Origin of the sequence: Pseudoalteromonas sp. G4, assembly GCF_028875915.1 — a bacterium.
GTDB lineage: Bacteria > Pseudomonadota > Gammaproteobacteria > Enterobacterales > Alteromonadaceae > Pseudoalteromonas.
In genome coordinates this window covers 68,970-84,245 of sequence record NZ_JAPEHW010000002.1, presented here as the reverse complement: position 1 = coordinate 84,245, position 15,276 = coordinate 68,970, and the positions used below count along the sequence as shown (strand labels likewise).

Below are 15,276 nucleotides of genomic sequence, written 5' to 3'. Positions count from 1 at the left end.
TGTTTAAAAAAGGAAGCGTAGGCTTCCTTTTTTTATTGCTTGAAATAAAGTTATCAACTATTTAATTTGAGTAGATTTTTTACTAGTATTGAGCATTATGCGCAGCCACTTAGTATCTTCATATGAATAAAAAAATTGCACTCATCACCTCTGGCGGCGATGCACCAGGCATGAATGCCGCGATCCGAGCCGTCACCCTGCAAGCAGAAAAGCATCACTACCAAGTACTCGGTTTTATCGGTGGTTATAACGGCCTTATTGACAACCATTTTATCGATTTAAATTGCCATCGTGTTGACGATATTATCCGTAAAGGTGGCACCATTTTAAAGTCAGCCCGCTGCAAAGAAATGTTAAATCCAAGCGGCCCAAATCAAGTTGTAGATACACTTAACGTCAATAATATTGATGCATTAATTGTAATTGGCGGTGATGGTAGCTTTAAAGGATGCCAAGCGATTAGTGCCATATGGCAAGGCAACATTATTGGTATTCCGGGTACTATTGATAACGATATCAATGGTACCGATCAAACCATTGGATTTTGGACTGCAGTTGAAACCGCGCTCGACAGCATAGATAAAATTCGTGATACGGCAAATGCCTTTGAGCGTATTTTTATCGTTGAAGTGATGGGACGAAATTGCGGTTTTCTTGCTGTTGAATCCGCAATCGGCTCAGGGGCTGAACATATTGTGTGTAAAGAAATAATAGAAGATGAAGTGCAATTTATTGATCACTTACTCGTTAATATCAACAAAGCCATTAAAAATCACCGTACAGATAGCTATATTATTGTTATGGCAGAGAATTCGTTAAGTTTTAGCGCTCACGAATTAAGTAAAAAAATTGAACGCTATACAGGCGTTGATAGCAAAGCCGCAATTTTGGGGTATATTCAGCGTGGTGGCAGCCCTGTTGCATCAGATCGTGTACTTGCAACACAACTGGGAGTTGCTGCTGTCGATGCGGTAAAAGAGAATAAAACCGACATAATGGTGGGAATGCTAAATAACTCACTCAATGAGATTGCACTAAGTGCTACCAGTTACAGTAATACTTATAACCAAGCCATTATTAGGCGTTTAAATAAGCTTAACTTCAATTTGGGATAATAAAAAAGCGCGTAAATCGCGCTTTTTTAAATCAACTGGCCAGTGCCGCCTTCACTTTATCGCGATAACTGCGGCTAACTTTCAGCTCTTGACCATTTTCTAGCACAAGTAAATATTCGCCACTTACTTGTGTTACTAATTTATTGATTTGTTTGCTGTTTACAATAGCACTTCTGTGCACACGTACAAACTCTTTCGGATCAAGTTCTGCTTCAAGCTCTTTCATTGTTTTGCGTAGAATGTGTGTTTTGCCATCGGCACAGTGTAAACACATATAATCGCCTGCAGCATCAACCCATTGAATACTGCTTACTTGCACACGTACAATTTCGCCCTGCTCTTTTACAGCAATTGATTCTGGGAAACGGGTTTCTTCTAATTTATCACCAGCAGCAAGCTTTTTAAGAATTTCTTCACAGTTGTTACCCGTAATACCCGCAACAAAGCTGGCAAGTTTACGTTTATGGCTTGTATCTTCTTGTGATTTTAAATATGTTTGCACTTTTTCTACCGCCTTCTTCAATCTGTCGTCATCTACTGGTTTCAGAAGGTAGTCTAATGCATGAATTTCAAACGCTTTTACAGCGTATTGGTCAAATGCAGTAACAAACACAATGGCGGGGATCCCTAACGCCGACTCAGAAAGTTGTTTTACTACTTCTAAACCCGACAACCCCGGCATTTGAATGTCTAAGAACATTAAATCTACTTGTTGGCTTTTACATTCAGCCAACGCTTCTTCACCGTTTTTACAAAGGCCCACTACTTCAATTTGTGGGAAATCTCTTAACCTTATTGATAACCCTTTTCGTGCAAGAGGTTCGTCATCAACAATAAGTGTTTTTATTGTGTTCATGGTTATCCTTTTTCAAACGGTATACGAATATTAACAACAAGACCTTGCGGCTGGTTGCTAGATAATACAAATGAATAGTTATGTTCGTAAAGCGTCTTTAAGCGATCTTGCGTATTTGCTAGACCAACTCCAGAACTTTTTACTAACGCACCATTCTTTATATCAGTGCCTGGACCGTTATCGGATACTTCTAATAGTAATTCGTTGGCAAATACTTGCCCTTTAATCGAGATCAATCCACCGCTAGCTAAATTTGCGATGGCATATTTAATCGAGTTTTCAATAAGTGGCTGTAAAATCATGCTGGGTACTAAGGCATGTTTCGCCTCGTCTGTCACATCAATTTCAATGCTTAAGCGGTCTTCAAATCGGACCTTTTCGATATCAAGATACAAGCCTAATACATGTAACTCTTGCTCAAATGGCACCCGCTTAATTGGGTCGGTATTGAGTGTGTAACGCAAGAATTCACTGAGTTTTGATACCATTTGATTGGCATTTTTATTTTCTTCAACCAGTATCAAAGTCGAAATCGCGTTAAGTGTGTTAAATAAGAAATGTGGGTTCAACTGATAGCGTAACATTTTAAGTTGCGCTTCATGTGCCATGGTATTCGCTTTAAGTGCGTTTTGTTTTTCACCTTGTAGCAATTGATAATATTTAATACCAAAGTACAAACCACTCCAACACAGCACAATGTAAACTGAATCTAAGCCTTGTTTAAAATAGTAAAACCACTCATCTGGGCGATAACCGTGGCGGTATATTTCCCATAGATTAAACTTTTGAATAACAGACCAAGTCGTACCAATCACATAGGATGCAACAAATACAATGAAGATTAGTAATAGCGGTTTTGCATTCCAAATTTTACGATACAAATATCGAAGTGGAATGGTGAGTAAGCAACCAGCATAGGCATTTAGCACGATAACAAATACATAGATGTCACGCATTTCGAAAACACGTGAACCAATATAGTTTACTAAGGCATAACCTACCCATCCGGCGATTTGTAATACCCAAAAAAACTTTTGTCTATCTTCTACTAGTCTTTGCCAGTTCAAAATTCTTACATTCATATATCTTTAGTAACGCTTATTATAAGAATGTGCCTCAAGAAAGGCACTGATAGCCATCCTGCTTTACGTGCAACTCATCGCATGACAGTTGCAATTTTCCATAAAAAAAGCTGGCAGTTGCCAGCTTTTTATCTTAAAGGTTAATTATTAACCTAATTTATCAGATGCAACTTTATATGTTGGATCTTCAATTACATTTACTTCCACTAAATCATTAGCGCGACTTAATAGCTTTTGACAATCTTTAGAAACATGACGTAAATGTAACTTTTTACCTTGCTTAGAATAGCGCTCAGCTAAGCTGTCGATTGCTTCAATTGCACTGTGATCAGCAACGCGGCTGTGTTTGAACTCAACAATCACATCTTGTGGATCATTTTTCACATCAAATAATTCTAAGAAGTTCTTAACTGAACCAAAGAATACAGGACCATGAAGTTCATATACTTTCGAGCCATTTTCATCAATATAAGAAGTTGTGTAGATATGTTTCGCATGCTCCCAAGCAAACACTAATGCAGATACAATCACACCAACACACACCGCTACCGCCAAGTCAGAAATAACCGTAACACCCGATACCAACACAATTACAAATGCATCTGTTTTAGGTACTTTGTTCATAATACGGAAGCTTGACCATTCAAATGTACCAAGTACTACCATAAACATTACACCAACAAGCGCCGCAAGCGGGATCATTTCAATTAAGCTTGCAGCAAACAGAATAAACATTAATAACATTAACGCTGCAGTAATGCCTGATAATCGCGAGCGACCGCCAGAATTAATATTAATCATTGATTGGCCGATCATCGCACAGCCACCCATCGCACCAAAAAAGCCACAAGTAACATTTGCTGCACCTTGGCCGATACATTCTTGGTTACCATTACCACGAGTTTCAGTAATTTCATCAATAAGTGTCAGCGTTAATAATGATTCAATTAAACCAATCGCGGCAAGCACTAACGCGTATGGGAAAATAATCCATAGTGTTTCAAGTGTCATTGGTACGTTCGGAATATGGAATTCAGGTAAACCGCCAGCCATTGTTGCATTTGCATCACCTGTCATATCTTTTAAGAAATCGACTACTGTACGTGCTTCTAAATCTAAACCAATCACTAAACCCGTTACCACCACAATCGCAGCAAGTGACGAAGGAATAGCCGATGTTAATTTAGGTAAAAAGTGAATAATAGCCATAGTTAGCGCAACAAGACCAGCCATAATATACATTGGCTCACCAGTCATCCATTGCATCTCACCATTTGCATCAGGCGCTTTAAATTGGCCAAGCTGAGCTAAGAAAATCACAATTGCTAACCCGTTCACAAAACCAAGCATTACCGGGTGTGGCACCATGCGGATAAACTTTCCAAGCTTCATTACCCCAGCTAGGATTTGCAAAATACCCATCAAGAGCACCGTTGCAAATAAGTATTCAACACCATGGGTCACTACCAAGCTCACCATTACAACGGCTAAGGCACCTGTTGCACCTGAGATCATGCCAGGGCGCCCACCAAATACAGCTGTGATTAAGCCAACAATAAATGCGGCATATAAACCAACAAGCGGTTCAACATGGGCAACGAATGCAAACGCAACAGCCTCTGGTACAAGGGCTAACGCAACTGTCAGACCTGATAAAATATCGTTTTTAGCCGACTTGGGGGCTTTGGATAATAAGTTAAACATGGATCTCCCATTGAATCGCACAACATTGAGCAAAATTTGCTGTTATGACTTTATTTTAGTCTATTTTGAGGGCGCGAATTTTAGCAGAATGAGCGGTTTATAACAATTTAATAAAATTCACAAAAAAACCGCCTAAATGGCGGCTTTTAAAAAGATAAAACGCGATATGTTATTAAATTGGTAACGATGTTGAGCGTTTTACACACGTCATAGTCACATTTGAATGAACTTCCTGCACATAATCCAAGCTTAATAACTTATCACGTACAAACAGCTCATAACCTTCAATGCCTTTTGAAATAATACGAAGCATAAAGTCCATAGTACCTGCCATAGTGTAACACTCTGTCACTTCATCATAACTTTGGATAAGCTCTTCAAACTCGGCTAATTGCGTACGCCCATGGCTTGAAAGTCTGACATGTGCATATACCAACATATCAAAGCCTAGCTTTTTAGGCTCTAAAATGGCGACTTTGCCTTTAATATACCCTTCTTGCTCTAAACGAGATATACGGCGCCAACATGGCGATTGCGACAATCCTACTTTGTCAGCAATTTCTGCCGTTGATAAGCTCGCGTCTTTTTGAATTAATGCGAGTATTTGACGATCTACTTGGTTTAATGACATAGCTTATTCTTAAATTAACTCATTAAGGATTAAATAATACTATATTATTCAGATCTCGTCTGCCAATTTATTTATATTTAGCCAAAACGACCACTAGTAAATGGGTTAGTTTGTTTTTCATAACCGACAGTTGTGCAAGGTCCATGCCCTGGAAATACCGTATAGTCATCTGGCAAACTGTATATTTCAGATTCAATCGAATTTTTTAATTGTGCGGCGTTTCCACCAGGAAAGTCAGTACGGCCAACAGAGCCTTTAAATAGTACATCACCGACAAATACACGTTTTGTTGTGTGTTCGACAAAGATAACATGGCCAGGCGTGTGGCCAGGGGTAAAGCGCACTTCAAGTGTTACATCACCAAAAGTAAAGCTATCACCCGCTTCCAACCATTTCGTTGGTGTAAACACCTCGGCCATCGGGAAATTAAACATCTCACTTTGTCTTGGTAATGCATCGAGCCAAAACTTATCGCCAAGATGTGGTCCAACAATATCGATATCGAATGTTTCTGATAATTGCTTTGCCGCACCAACATGATCTAGATGACCATGGGTTAGCAAAATAGCTTTAACTTCGGCATTTGCAGCGTCTACTGCTGCGACTAACTTTTCAATATCACCACCTGGATCAACAATAACTGCCTGCTTTGTTGTCTGGCACACAAGTAGATTTGCATTTTGTGCAAACGGTGTCACTGGATTTGTAAATACGTCTAACATCATTTACTCATAATCAATTAATACTGGGTAATGTAAATAACCACCATCATAGAATGGGGTTTTACTGTAAAGCCATTCTAAACGTTTTTTCGGGCTATTTTTAAACTCTTTATCTGCTGCCAGCTTATCTTCAAACTCTCTTTTTAATACAGCATTTTCTGCCAGCATTTTTTCAGCAAATGGCAAAAGCGCATAGTTTTCTGAATACTCAGTACGCTGGAAAATACTATTAAAGTAACCCCAGCTAAAAAATGAGTCTTCAGCTTCTGGCTGTAACAAGTGCACTGCAAGTTTACCACTGATTTGTGCTGTGCTTATCTTAAAATATTGACTTAAATCGACACTGGGTAGGTTTTGATAATCGAATTTACCAGATACTTGTAATCGGCCTTCAAATGGTGCTTTGGCAAATTGATGATCGACCACTTTAATTTGTTTTAAGTGATCAACAACACCATAAGCACGTTCCAATTTTATGCCATGGTTTTGTAATTTTGCAGCTATGTTGCTCCATGACTTTGGTAAATAATACGCAGTAGGCACCTTCACTTTTTCAACCACTTGCTCACGCCAAAATATGGGTAATTTAGCGTAAGTTTTGGCTTTACCTGTGTAGCGTACTTCTTGTTGATTACTTAACTCACTGAAGAATTTCTCGTACTCAATTCCCAAGAAATCAATATGCTTAGGCGTTTTGCTATAAGTTCGTGCAACCACAAGCTCACGCGGCATAAAATCTTTTTCTATTTTAATAACACGGCGCAATTGGGTTAGATTACTTGATACTGCATCAATAACACCGTCTAAAAACACATAAGTACCAAGTACACGCTGTTTATATGGTTTGAGTGAATGGTTCTCTAACAAAATGGTCGGTAAATTATTAAGGTCGCCCCAACCATTTGAATAACGAGGTGTTGCTACCCAGCCTGCCAGACCTTCAGTTAACTCTCGTTTGTTCATAACAAAGACTAATGGCCCCGGGGTATGGCCAAAACGTGACAACTTAGCGTCAATTACAGGATTAATTTTATCTTCAATAAACGCGGCAATTTTTGGTGAGTCTGAAGCAAACTTAGGCGTCGAGCCATAAGTAATGTCGTATTGATAATCAGCGCCGTCTGTAACATGCATATCAACATACATATCCGGTTGATATTGATTAATCACACGCATAACTGCTTGAACACCCAGCGTTTCAAGCTTAGTGTAATCTCGGTTTAAGTTTAAATTGCGACCATTAGTACGAAATCCCATGACCTCAGGGCCACGCTGATTAATGCGGTTAAAACGGCTGGCATTCTCGTGGCCATCAACATTTAAAATCGGAATAAACAATAAATTTACGCGTTTTAAAATATCATTTCGCTGCCCTTGAGCAATATCACGCAGCAACATAAAGGTGGCATCTTTGCCATCAATTTCACCAGAGTGAATACCCGCTTGTAGCAAAATAGTCGCTTTATTCTTATCGATTTGACCTGTTTCACTGGCGATAAGCATTTTTATTGGCCGACCCGCGTCACTGGTACCAATCGACTCGATTTTAAACTGCTTACTATTTGCCTCAACCAGTTTATCGAGATACACCATGGTATCGTGATAATTAGGGGATTCCATACCACCTGAACGTTCAAATTGTGTTGCCAGTGGATTAGTCGGTTGTAATAGGCGTTCACTTTGCCCTTGCCATGATGTAAGTGGCGGTAAGTGGTCAACTGCAGAAAGGCTCGCCGTCAGTAATAAAGCGTTTAAAAACATGCATGTTATTTCTTTATAATAATTTGGCTTTACGGTAATCAAATTAACTTGAATTTGCAATTGAACGCGTTAAGGTAGGGCCAATTATTCTTTAAAATCAGAACTTATGACTAAAACAGTACTAATAACAGGTAGTTCAAGCGGCATTGGCTATTACTGTGCAAAAGCGCTCGTTGAACGTGGCTATAAGGTTGTCGCCAGTTGCCGTAAATTAGAAGATGTTTCGCGCCTACAACAAGAAGGCATTCACAGTGTACAGCTTGATCTTGCAAGTGAAGCCAGTATTGAAAGTGGTTACCGCCAAGCTCTCGATATACTAGGTCATATTGATGTGCTGTTTAATAACGGTGCTTATGGTCAGCCTGGTGCCGTGGAAGATTTACCAACACAAGCGCTGAGAACGCAATTTGAAACAAATTTATTTGGTTGGCACCATTTAACCTGCCTTGCCATAAAACATATGCGTGAGCGTGGCCAAGGCCGCATTATTCAAAACTCGTCTGTGTTAGGTTTAGTCACTTTGCCTTATCGCGGTGCCTATAACGCCAGTAAATTTGCACTAGAAGGCTTAACCGACACACTTCGCCAAGAACTATCAAAAACTAATATTCAGGTCAGTTTAATTGAGCCAGGGCCAATTGAATCAAAATTCCGTGATAATGCGTTAGCCGCATTTTTTAGTGCTGAGATTGACGCTGAAAACAGTGCCCACTATGAAAACTATTTAAAACAACAAGCGCGCCTTGAAGTAAAAGGTAAAGCACAGCCATTTACACTTGGTCCAGAAGCCGTCTATAAAAAGTTACTGCATGCCATTGAAGCAAAACGTGCAAAGCCACGTTACTATGTGACCTTCCCTACCTATCTTTTTGGCTATTTAAAACGTATTTTATCAACCCGCTTAATGGACAGCATTTTAACGAAATCGAGATAGGGTTCAGGGTTCAGGCGAATTGTAACCACAATAATATCGGGAATATTATTGAACAGTAATACTGGCCCAGAGGGTGTAAGGCAGGATGCCTGGAGTAACCGAAGTCTTGCAGTGCAATGAGGTGAGGTCAAGGATGACCGATGTAACCCAGCTTCATGGACGAATTGTTAAAAACAATTCCTCATCAAGAACTAAGCATTAAAAAAGGGAGCAAAAGCTCCCTTTAAATCTGTAAAGCGTTTTAATCAAAGATTAAGCAGCTAGACCTTCTTTTGCTTTAGCAACTAGTGCTGCGAAAGCTACTTGGTCGTATACAGCGATATCTGCAAGGATCTTACGATCGATTTCAACAGATGACTTCTTAAGACCGTTAATGAAACGGCTGTAAGATAGACCGTTCTGACGTGCAGCCGCGTTGATACGTGCAATCCATAATTGACGGAAAGTACGTTTCTTAGCGCGACGGTCGCGGTAAGCGTATTGACCTGCTTTAGTTACTGCTTGGAACGCTACGCGATAAACACGTGAACGTGCTCCGTAGTAACCTTTAGCTTGCTTTAAAACTTTCTTGTGACGTGCACGTGCGATAACACCGCGTTTAACTCTTGCCATGACTAAAAACCCCTATTAAGCGAATGGTAACATACGGTTGATAAGGCCGATATCGTTCTTATGAACCATAGCCTTAGGACGTAAGTGAAGCTTACGCTTAGAAGATTTCTTAGTCAGAATGTGACGTAAGTGCGCTTGTTTACGCTTGAAACCGCCTGAAGCAGTCTTTTTGAAGCGCTTTGCAGCACCTCTGTGGCTTTTTAATTTATAGCCCATTGCAATAACTCCAATTGATATTGCTTTAATATTCAGCAAGTAGGCGGAATTTACATTCACTTTGCAGGCCTAACTTACTACCAATTACCGGTGGAACAAAGTTCACTTTAACCGGCTAAACAAGGTGGAGGCTAAAAGCCTCACTTTATACCTAGTTTATCTTTGCACCATTACTTTTTAGCAATCGGTGATAACATCATAATCATTTGACGACCTTCCACTTTCTTAGGGAAAGACTCAACTTGAGCGATGTCTTGTAAATCGTCTTTAATGCGGTTTAATAAATCAATACCGATTTCTTGGTGCGCCATTTCACGACCACGGAAACGAATAGTAACTTTTGCTTTATCGCCCGCTTCTAAGAACTTAGTTAAATTGCGTAATTTAACTTGATAATCGCCGATATCAGTACCTGGACGGAATTTAATTTCCTTGATCTGGATCTGCTTCTGCTTTTTCTTTTGTTCTTTTTGTGCTTTGCTTTTTTCAAAGATGAACTTACCGAAATCCATCACTTTACAAACAGGTGGCTCTGCATTTGGGCTAATTTCAACTAAATCAACACCGGCAGCATCTGCTTTATCAAATGCTTCTTGCAGGCTAACAATGCCTAAAGGCTCACCTTCAAAGCCAACTAAACGGACTTCTTTTGCTGTAATTTCTTCGTTGATACGATTTTTTTGAGCCGCTGGGCCCTTTTTTCCGCCTCTAATGGTTCGTTCCTCCACGAAATACCAAGATTAAAAACAAGGTGCGTAATGTACATTATTTATACACACCTTGCACTATTTTATTTTCTATTTTTAACTTCTTCAGCAAGCTTAGCAATAAAGTCATCAACTGATAACTTGCCAAGGTCTTCGCCAGTACGCGTTCTAACTGCTAGCTCTTGTTGCTCTACTTCTTTATCACCAACAACTAGTAAGTACGGAATACGTTTTAAAGTATGCTCGCGAATTTTAAAGCCTATCTTCTCATTTCTCAAGTCAGCACAGGCTCTAAATCCAAGATTATTCAATTTTTCTACAACTTCTGTCACATATTCAGACTGTTTGTCGGTAATATTCATTACCACAACCTGCTTTGGTGCTAACCAAGTTGGGAATAATCCCGCATATTCTTCAGTTAAAATACCGATGAAACGCTCGATTGAACCTAAAATTGCACGGTGGATCATTACCGGCGTTTTACGTTCGTTATTTTCGGCAACGTAAGTTGCACCTAAACGACCTGGTAATGCGAAGTCTAGCTGAACCGTACCACATTGCCATGCACGCTCTAAACAATCGTATAGTGTGAATTCAATTTTCGGACCGTAGAATGCACCTTCACCTGGTAGGTATTCAAACGCAATACCATTTGCATCAAGTGCATCAGCCAGTGCTTTTTCTGACTTGTCCCACATTTCGTCTTCACCAATGCGTTTTTCAGGACGGGTCGATAGTTTTACCACGATTTTTTCAAAGCCGAATGTTTCGTATGTGTCGTATACCATTTTGATACACGATGACACTTCTTCCATTACCTGCTCTTCTGTACAGAAAACGTGTGCATCATCTTGGGTAAAGCCACGTACACGCATTAGGCCGTGAAGTGCACCCGAAGGCTCGTTACGGTGACAACAACCAAATTCAGCCATACGAAGTGGTAAATCACGGTATGATTTTAAACCTTGGTTAAAAATTTGAACGTGGCCTGGGCAGTTCATTGGCTTAATTGCATATTCGCGCTTTTCAGATTCAGTGGTAAACATTGCATCGCCATATTTATCCCAGTGACCTGATTTTTCCCAAAGTACACGGTCCATCATCAGTGGGCCTTTTACTTCTTCGTACTTATATTCGCGAAGTTTTTCACGAACGAAATCTTCTAGTTCGCGATAAATGCTCCAGCCATCGTTATGCCAGAACACCATGCCTGGCGCTTCTTCTTGCCAGTGCCATAAATCAAGCGCTTTACCAATTTTACGGTGGTCACGCTTTTCAGCTTCTTCAAGACGCTTTAAGTAGGCTTTTAATTGCTTTTTATCTGCCCATGCTGTGCCGTAAACACGCTGTAGCATTTTGTTCTCTGAATCACCACGCCAGTATGCACCAGCTACTTTCATGATTTTGAAATGGTGACAGAACTTCATATTAGGTACGTGCGGACCACGACACATATCAATGTATTCTTCGTGGTGATATAGACCAGGTGTGTCATCACGGCTGATATTTTCGTCTAAGATTTCCATCTTATACGTTTCGCCACGCGCTTCAAACGTATCGCGAGCTTCTTGCCATGACACAACTTTTTTAACAACGTCGTAATTTGTTTTCGCAAGTTCTAACATGCGCTTTTCTAGTTTTTCTAGATCTTCCGCTGTTAATGAGTGCTCCATATCAATGTCATAGTAAAAACCATTGTCGATTGTTGGACCAATCGCCATTTTAACATCTGGGTAAAGTTGCTTAATTGCATGACCTAATAGGTGAGCACATGAGTGACGAATGATTTCTAAACCATCTTCGTCTTTTGCGGTAATGATTTCCAGTTGGCTATCTTCGGTGATTAGTTGGCATGCGTCTACACGCTCGCCATTAATGCGACCAGCAATCGTTGCCTTGGCAAGGCCAGGACCGATATCTGATGCTACGTCTAATACAGAAACAGGGTTTTCAAATGCTCGTTGTGAGCCATCTGGAAGAGTAATAATTGGCATGTTTAATCCTTGCTACAGTGGTGATGCCTACAATGCATCACTTGCAGTTAATAAAGTGAGTCCAGTATTTAAAACACTTTTACAATAAGTGTGGTTACTTAAATACTCGGCTCATGAAAGTAAAGCAGTTATTTTAACTAGCAAATTATTAAATACAAGGAGAAAGCGCAATGATTGACTAATTTTCCAAAAGCCACATACTTAAGTCAATCTTGTGAAGAAGTAACCCTAATGTCACTGACCATCGCCACGCTTAATTTATGTAATTATTGTGCACCGCCTTATTGCTTTTATGATTTTGAATCAAGCTACACAAAATCACAGTGGCAGCAAAAACAATCTTGGCTTTTTGAGTTACTAAACGCTACTTCTGCTGATGTTGTTTGTTTTCAAGAAGTCTTTTCACTCAATGAATTACGTGACTTAATTACGCCACTGGGTCTCTCTCACTTTGCCACCTGCGATGAACCGGTGTTAGATGCAAATAACCCTTACCTCTTTAAACGGCCAATAGTGGTCATTGCATCAAAATATCCGCTTACAAATATCCGCAGAATAAACCAACCCACTTTTATGAAAATGGCACCGTTATCGCGAGAAGTCATAAACTGTGAAATGGAACACCCTGTATATGGTCATATTAGGCTCTATGGCACACATTTAAAGTCAAAACGTGCCACTGATTTTGTCGAAGAACATCCAAATTACCAAACTATGCCAACAGATTGCATTCAACATATTGGGCGGTTGCTTTATTTTGACTTTATCACTCAGCAAGTTACTAATCCTTTAGCTACCTTTATTATGGGTGATTTTAATCAGCAAGCGATTCAATCTAACTTAGCTTTCTTTACCGAACATACTGAGTTTAAAGATAACCTAGATGTTGACCTTAAATTACTCGATAGTTTTTATCTCAGCTCTTTATTAATCCGTAAACCAACGCACTATTATTTTGGTAATGGCAGTGTGCTTGATTATATTGTTTGCCCTGAATCGATTTTAAGTCAGCTGAATTTACAAGAACTTAATTTTAATGTGCAGGATAGTCACATAAGCCAAGATGAAATTAATATCACCACGGATCACGCAATGGTCACTATCACCCTATGCTAACATTTAATGTTATTTGCTGACGCATTTACTTGTTATGCGCTAATGTTATTTGCTAACCCTGTGGTAAACTAGCCAAAATTTTTAGTTAGGAATGCCCCAATGAGAACATGTGGTGTTGAAATTAAAGGCTCTGAAGCCTTAATTTGTGTATTAGCAAAAGACAACGACGTATTTGATATTCGTGATGTACGTCAAACGCGTTTTGTTTTACCAAATAGTAAAGATGCTGAATCAATTCGTAAGTTTCAATTTGACTTTGCTAAGTTAATGCAAGATTACCAAGTAGATACGATTGCAATTAAAGAGCGTCAACAAAAAGGTAAATTTGCAGGCAGTGCGCAAGGGTTCAAATTAGAAGCTGCATTGCAACTTATCGACGGTATGCGTGTTGTATTACTCAACCCAACTGAAATGAAAGAGCAATTAAAGAAAAACCCGCTCCCAATTGATTTTGAGGATACAGGTCTTAAAAAGTTTCAAGAAACGGCTTTTGTAACTGCGTATATCGAACTGACACATCGCACTTACAACAAAGTATAAAAAAAGGCGCTTTAAGCGCCTTTTTTATACTTGAGTTTACTTAGTGTAAGCTCGAGGCATATTGCTTTCAGCCATGTAACGGTCACGAAGTTTATCGTGACGAGATTCTGTCGAAACTGCAACACCGTTAATCATCACTTTTTCAAGCGTCGTACTGATTTCAAATGGATCAGCTGACCAAATTGCTAAATCAGCAGCTTTACCAACAGCAATACTACCTGCATCTTCAATATTGAAAATGTCTGCAACATTACTTGTAATTGCTTTAAGCGCACCTTCTCGGCTCATGCCATAAGCAACAGCATTACCTGCATCATAACGTAATTGGTATACATTATGGCTGCTGTCACCTGCAATAGTTAGCGCAACTTGAACGCCTGCTTTTTCTAATTCACCCGCTGTTGTGAGTGACGCATTTAGAGAATCAAAGCTTCCAGGTAGGTTTGCCATTGCACTTAAAATAACAGGTACCTTAGCTGCTGCAAGTTCAGCTTTAATCGGTAATGCATCTTCTGCACCTGATAATACTAAATCAATACCAAAGCGCTCTTTCACTTTAATAAGCTCAAGCATATCTTGGGCACGTGATACACGAACAACAATCGGCTTTTCACCTTTAAGTGCTGCGGTTAATAGCTTTTCTTCTTTTGAAGGCTCAGCTTTATCGTCTTTTTTATCAGACTTTTTCTCAAGTTTCGTTTGCTGACCTTCAAGCTTATCAATGAACTTAGCAAGTGACGCTGCACGAGAACCGTCTTTAGTACCACCTAAATTTACGATAATGGCATTTTGGCTATCAACAACGCTCGTGCCAAACTCACCGCTTAAATTTACCGTAGAGCTTAAACCTACAAATGGACTTTCACCCCAACTTGGTGCGATAACATCACGGGTAATACCGCCTTTACGTGCATAAGCAATTAATGTTGATTTAGGGTTAAACGCCAGTGACGGATCAAATGTAATACCGCCTTTTTTCTCGTTACCATCGCGTGATGATGCAACTGCACCAACTTCCACTAAACCAAGTTGGTTCATGCTACCTATAAAGCCAGGTGTAACAATTTTACCCTGAGCATCAATAATCTCATCTGCATCAAGTTTAAGGTTACTAATTGCTGCAATTTTGCCATCTTCAATTAGTAAGCTGTAATTTTTAAGTACACCCTGCTCTGTTGCAGTATGAATATCAGCATTAATAATTGCGGTTGTTTTCGCCATTGCACCTGCAGAACTTAAAACCGCTGCAGCAAGTAAGGTCTTTTTAAATAGTTTCATTGTTATCA

At 39.6% G+C, this 15,276-nt stretch carries 15 protein-coding genes; 4 read left to right on the top strand and 11 right to left on the bottom strand.

Features of this window, described 5'->3' with window-relative positions:
• The first annotated feature begins 122 nt into the window (after positions 1 to 122).
• Entirely contained in the window at positions 123 to 1,115 is a 993-nt protein-coding gene (locus ON073_RS01510; protein ID WP_274760092.1) for a 6-phosphofructokinase, read from the top strand.
• Positions 1,116 to 1,146: 31 nt separating this feature from the next.
• On the opposite strand, the gene ON073_RS01505 is transcribed toward ON073_RS01510, so the two are convergent.
• The 6 genes from ON073_RS01505 to ON073_RS01480 form a co-directional block, all read right to left on the bottom strand.
• Complete coding sequence (locus ON073_RS01505; protein ID WP_274760091.1) at positions 1,147 to 1,971, bottom strand: LytR/AlgR family response regulator transcription factor; 825 nt, start codon at positions 1,969 to 1,971, stop codon at positions 1,147 to 1,149.
• A gap of 2 nt (positions 1,972 to 1,973) precedes the next feature.
• A complete protein-coding gene (locus tag ON073_RS01500; RefSeq protein ID WP_274760090.1) occupies positions 1,974 to 3,038 on the bottom strand; it encodes a sensor histidine kinase in 1,065 nt (354 codons plus the stop codon).
• Between the two features lie 162 nt (positions 3,039 to 3,200).
• A complete protein-coding gene (locus tag ON073_RS01495) occupies positions 3,201 to 4,757 on the bottom strand; it encodes a SulP family inorganic anion transporter (protein WP_274760089.1) in 1,557 nt (518 codons plus the stop codon).
• A 172-nt stretch (positions 4,758 to 4,929) separates the two neighbouring features.
• Positions 4,930 to 5,388, bottom strand: coding sequence for an Lrp/AsnC family transcriptional regulator (locus tag ON073_RS01490; protein WP_274760088.1), 459 nt, complete (start codon positions 5,386 to 5,388; stop codon positions 4,930 to 4,932).
• 77 nt (positions 5,389 to 5,465) lie between these two features.
• Entirely contained in the window at positions 5,466 to 6,110 is a 645-nt protein-coding gene (locus ON073_RS01485; protein WP_274760177.1) for an MBL fold metallo-hydrolase, read from the bottom strand.
• Between the two features lie 3 nt (positions 6,111 to 6,113).
• Complete coding sequence (locus ON073_RS01480; RefSeq protein ID WP_274760087.1) at positions 6,114 to 7,871, bottom strand: M14 family metallopeptidase; 1,758 nt, start codon at positions 7,869 to 7,871, stop codon at positions 6,114 to 6,116.
• A gap of 106 nt (positions 7,872 to 7,977) precedes the next feature.
• Here ON073_RS01480 and ON073_RS01475 point away from each other — a divergent pair, with 106 nt between their 5' ends.
• Complete coding sequence (locus ON073_RS01475; protein WP_274760086.1) at positions 7,978 to 8,805, top strand: SDR family oxidoreductase; 828 nt, start codon at positions 7,978 to 7,980, stop codon at positions 8,803 to 8,805.
• A gap of 252 nt (positions 8,806 to 9,057) precedes the next feature.
• Here the strand turns inward: ON073_RS01475 and rplT are convergent, their stop codons facing one another.
• The 4 genes from rplT to thrS form a co-directional block, all read right to left on the bottom strand.
• Entirely contained in the window at positions 9,058 to 9,417 is a 360-nt protein-coding gene (rplT, locus tag ON073_RS01470) for a 50S ribosomal protein L20 (RefSeq protein ID WP_010387194.1), read from the bottom strand.
• Between the two features lie 15 nt (positions 9,418 to 9,432).
• Entirely contained in the window at positions 9,433 to 9,633 is a 201-nt protein-coding gene (rpmI, locus tag ON073_RS01465) for a 50S ribosomal protein L35 (protein ID WP_010560234.1), read from the bottom strand.
• A 170-nt stretch (positions 9,634 to 9,803) separates the two neighbouring features.
• Positions 9,804 to 10,361 (bottom strand): translation initiation factor IF-3, encoded by a 558-nt coding sequence (gene infC, locus ON073_RS01460; RefSeq protein ID WP_081991049.1) that lies wholly within the window; start codon positions 10,359 to 10,361, stop codon positions 9,804 to 9,806.
• A 62-nt stretch (positions 10,362 to 10,423) separates the two neighbouring features.
• Positions 10,424 to 12,334 (bottom strand): threonine--tRNA ligase, encoded by a 1,911-nt coding sequence (thrS, locus tag ON073_RS01455; protein ID WP_274760085.1) that lies wholly within the window; start codon positions 12,332 to 12,334, stop codon positions 10,424 to 10,426.
• A 174-nt stretch (positions 12,335 to 12,508) separates the two neighbouring features.
• Here thrS and ON073_RS01450 point away from each other — a divergent pair, with 174 nt between their 5' ends.
• A complete protein-coding gene (locus tag ON073_RS01450; protein ID WP_274760084.1) occupies positions 12,509 to 13,450 on the top strand; it encodes an endonuclease/exonuclease/phosphatase family protein in 942 nt (313 codons plus the stop codon).
• Positions 13,451 to 13,549: 99 nt separating this feature from the next.
• Positions 13,550 to 13,990 (top strand): DUF3010 family protein, encoded by a 441-nt coding sequence (locus tag ON073_RS01445; protein ID WP_274760083.1) that lies wholly within the window; start codon positions 13,550 to 13,552, stop codon positions 13,988 to 13,990.
• 36 nt (positions 13,991 to 14,026) lie between these two features.
• On the opposite strand, the gene ON073_RS01440 is transcribed toward ON073_RS01445, so the two are convergent.
• Positions 14,027 to 15,268 (bottom strand): amidohydrolase family protein, encoded by a 1,242-nt coding sequence (locus ON073_RS01440; protein WP_274760082.1) that lies wholly within the window; start codon positions 15,266 to 15,268, stop codon positions 14,027 to 14,029.
• Between the last annotated feature and the right edge of the window lie 8 nt (positions 15,269 to 15,276).